Source organism: Faecalibacillus sp. TM498, from assembly GCF_020589955.1.
Taxonomy (GTDB): Bacteria; Bacillota_I; Bacilli_A; order Erysipelotrichales; family Coprobacillaceae; genus Faecalibacillus; species Faecalibacillus intestinalis.
This window is the reverse complement of the sequence record NZ_JAJDKB010000093.1, coordinates 1-3,932: the sequence shown is the minus strand read 5'-3', so window position 1 is coordinate 3,932 and position 3,932 is coordinate 1. Positions and strand designations below refer to the sequence as shown.

The window sequence follows — 3,932 nt, the reverse complement described above, 5'->3', positions numbered from 1 at the left end:
TACCTTCACATGGTCCATTAGATATACGTCTGTCATTTATCCATGTAAAAGAGTTGAGTATTTCTTCTTTCCAATGTTCAAGCGTCACCGCAACACTTGTACTTTCTTCCACATGTGTATGTTTGAATTAGAACAATTAAATATAGAAATAATCAAACAATACTTGATGAAACTCATTAATAAAGGATTGTCATCAAGTATTGTACAAAGTATTAAGAATGTCTTAAAAGTAATCTATATCACCTATGAAGATCAATATGGTTTAAACCATATTGATTTTTCATTAGTTAAAATAGAACAAGATAAAAAAGAAAATGAATATCTAACAGATAAACAATTTAATCAATTACATCAATACTGTATGAAAGAAAAGAATGATATATGTTTAAGTATCTTACTTGCTATGGATACAGGTATGATGATAGGAGAAATGTGTGCTTTAAAAGTAAGTGATATAGATTTAGATAAACAATTGATTCATATAAGTAAAAGAACACAAAGGATTAAAAATGATGAAGAGGGATCTAAAACTGTTTATGATATTTATGAAGTTGAATGGCCTATTTTAAGAGATATTACAATTCCAAAGGAATTGTTTTTTTATTTACAAGAATATTTAGATTATGTTGATAAAGATTGCTATTTAACTTCTTGTCAAGATGTAGTGAGTGATTTTACTAAGTTACAAAGAGGTTTAGATCGTATAGGACATATTTTAGGTTTTAAGACGACTTTTAAGGATTTAAGGAATATGTATAAGGAAAGATGTTTAAGAAGTTGTATGGATATACATATTGTAATGGAGTTATTAGGTGTTCAATCTATGAAACTATCTCTTCCAGAAAATTATAAAAGTTCTGATGAAGAAAAGAAAAAACAAATAAACAAATTATAGCCAATGGAAAGACCATTGGCTATTTTTGTATTTTAATTTTATGTTAATTATAGAGAGTTAAAGATAGTGTGCTTTAATCGATAATATCATTAACTGGGCTATGAAGAGGATGACGAACGTCATTTTCTTTATCATAGCTTATTTTATTTTGGATGTTTGTTTGATAATCTTTTTTGAATAAACAAGAAAAGATCACATTTAAAATATATTCAATTGATGTTTGTGATGCAAAAGGGGCAATCTTGGTAAAAATCTTCTCACGTGATCCAATATTTAAAATATAGTTAGCATAATGGGAAAGTCGATTATCACCAATTGAAGTTAAAACAATGATAGGTGTTTTCTTTTCTTTTAATATTTTTGCTATTTTAATAAGTTCATTAGTTTCTCCTGAATAAGAAATAATCATTGCTATTTTGTTTTCATTGGAATTATAAGACATAAAGACTTGTTCTCCAGCGAGCATTTTGAGATTAACGTTTCTTTGTATTCGCATCATTTTATGTTGGAAAGACATAGCTGCAAGTAATGAATTTCCTGTTCCATAAATATCAATATCTTTGTTTTGATCAAGTAGTTCAACTATTTGATGAAGTTGTTCAAAATCAATCAATTGGATGGTTTCCGCGATGACTTCTTGATTTAAACTAGCTAATTTATAAGCAATCATGGAATCATTATCTTCTTCATTAAAGGGAAAATTAACATCTATACGATCTGTATGAGCTAAATCAAATTGTAATTCAGCAGAATATTTGATTTTAAAATCACCATAGCCTTCTAATCCTAATTTATGGCAAAGTCTTACAATCGTGGCTGGAGAAGTATAGGTTTTTTTAGCAAGTTCTTTAATTGAAAGATTTAAAACTTTTTCTCCCTCGTTTAATATATAATGGGCGATTTCTTTTTCTGAATGGGAGAAATCTAACTCAAATTCTAATTGTGTCATTATACTCATTTTATATCACCATTTATAGTATAACATGAAACAAAGTTTCATGAAATGGCTTTTATTTAAATTAAATATGAAACATTATAAAAAGGAAAGTTGAAGATATTTACTTTCGAGATGAGATGATTAAAATGTTATGTGGATATAAAAGAAGGAGAACATTTTATGGAAAGAAAATTACCAAAAGATTTTTATTGGGGTGGATCAGTTTCATCATTCCAAACAGAAGGACATAGAAATGAAGGAGGAAAAGGTTTATGTGTTTATGATGTAAGACCTATGAATCCTGAATTTTCTGATTGGAACGATGCTATTGATGAATATACTCGTTATGATGAAGATATTGCATTAATGAAAGGTATGGGATTCAACTTTTATCGTTTCTCTATTTGTTGGTCTCGTATTATTCCTAATGGAACATTAGATGAACCAGTTAATGAAGAAGGAGTTAAATTCTATAGTGATTTAATTGATAAGTTATTAGCTGCTGGTATCGAACCAATGATTACATTAGTTCATTTTGATATGCCTTATCATTTAGTAAAAGAATATAATGGATTTGCATCTCGTTATGTTGTAGATTGTTTTGAAAGATATGCTAAAGTTTGTATTGAAAGATTTGGAGATCGTGTTAAACATTGGATGTCATTCAATGAACAAAACTTACACAGTATGATGTTACGTGTATCTAATGCTGAAGTTATTCCTGAAGGCGTTAGTTATCCAAAACACTTATATCAAGTAAACCACAATGTTATGATGGCTCACTGTAAAGCTGTTCGTGCTTTAAGACAAATGCAACCAGATGCTAAATTCTGTGGAATGGGTGCTATTACTAATATTTATGCTTATGAAAATAGTCCAGAAAATAATTTCTTTGCTACTAAAGGATATAATTTATTAAATGGTTTCTTAGTTGATACATTTGCTCAAGGTAAATATCCTGATTATTGGAATGCTTATCTTGAAAATAGAGGATGGATGCCTACTTTTGAAGAAGGTGACGAAGAATTATTAAAATATACTGTTGATTATATTGCTTTCTCTTATTATCGTTCAAACACTGTTAAAACAGGTGAATTTGATTATGAAAGACCAGCTCATGAATGTGTAAATGAAAAACAAATTAAAAACCCTCATTGTGAAGCAAATGAATGGGATTGGGAAATCGATCCAGTTGGATTTAGATGGACATTAAATGATTTACATCATAGAACAGGTCTTCCAGTATTTGTTCTTGAAAATGGTATTGGTTGGCGTGAAGATATGAGTCAAGAAGAAGTAGACCAAATGTTAGCTGAAGGTCGTACAATTGAAGATGATTATCGTATTAATTATCATAGAGATCATATCAAAGAAATGGAAAATGCAATCTTTGAAGATGGTGTAGATTGTTTAGGATATATTACTTGGGGACCAATTGATATTCTAGCAAGTATGTGTAACATGGATAAACGTTATGGATTTGTTTATGTAAATAGAACAAATAAAGATTTAAGAGATATGAAACGTATTCCTAAAAAATCATATCAATGGATCAAAAAAGCATTCGAATCAAACGGTGCTGATTTAGACTAGTAATATGTATTTTAGCCTGTTGACAAAATCATTTGTTGACAGGCTTTTATTGTATAAGAAACAATTATTTTTTGGATAATCCGTCCATTAAAAGAAGAAAAAAGGAAAGATAAAATAATAAAAAAGGGAATATTTTTGAATTAAATTTGAGACGAATTTGAGACAAAATAGAGAAGGATATATGATACAATTTATTTGTAACAAATCTAGATAAGTTACCTCAAATCAATAAGAAAGCAGGTAATAATAATTGCTCCTAACAAATAACTTAACACCTGATAGTGCCTGTCGTACCTTCTTAAGTAATGATATCAGTTTTGTTTCTTTTTCCAATGCCATCTTGTTTGATGGAAAACAGGTCATTCATCCTGAAAGACTTGTTCGTTATGAAAATAATATGTCACTTATTATTGATGATACAAAGAGTACAGAAGATAAAAAAAGAAGAAGGAACATTGTCGTAAAAACAGATGTTGATGGTGTCTGTTGTCTCTTCAGTATCGAACA

4 protein-coding genes are annotated in these 3,932 nt (G+C 28.9%); 3 read left to right on the top strand and 1 reads right to left on the bottom strand.

The genetic code is table 11. The features are described from left to right. Positions 1-895 (top strand): tyrosine-type recombinase/integrase (locus LJD32_RS14625; protein ID WP_227392769.1); only part of this gene is annotated, 895 nt, incomplete at its 5' end. A gap of 73 nt (positions 896-968) precedes the next feature. On the opposite strand, the gene LJD32_RS14620 is transcribed toward LJD32_RS14625, so the two are convergent. Then, a complete protein-coding gene (locus LJD32_RS14620) occupies positions 969-1,853 on the bottom strand; it encodes a MurR/RpiR family transcriptional regulator (RefSeq protein WP_032091339.1) in 885 nt (294 codons plus the stop codon). A gap of 159 nt (positions 1,854-2,012) precedes the next feature. Here LJD32_RS14620 and LJD32_RS14615 point away from each other — a divergent pair, with 159 nt between their 5' ends. Together LJD32_RS14615 and LJD32_RS14610 are read left to right on the top strand one after the other, a co-directional pair. Further along, the gene (locus tag LJD32_RS14615) at positions 2,013-3,425 is read left to right on the top strand and encodes a glycoside hydrolase family 1 protein (protein WP_032091338.1); all 1,413 of its coding nucleotides are present in this window, start codon (positions 2,013-2,015) and stop codon (positions 3,423-3,425) included. Positions 3,426-3,675: 250 nt separating this feature from the next. Continuing rightward, the coding region (locus tag LJD32_RS14610; protein ID WP_227392768.1) for a hypothetical protein at positions 3,676-3,932 on the top strand (257 nt) is incomplete at its 3' end.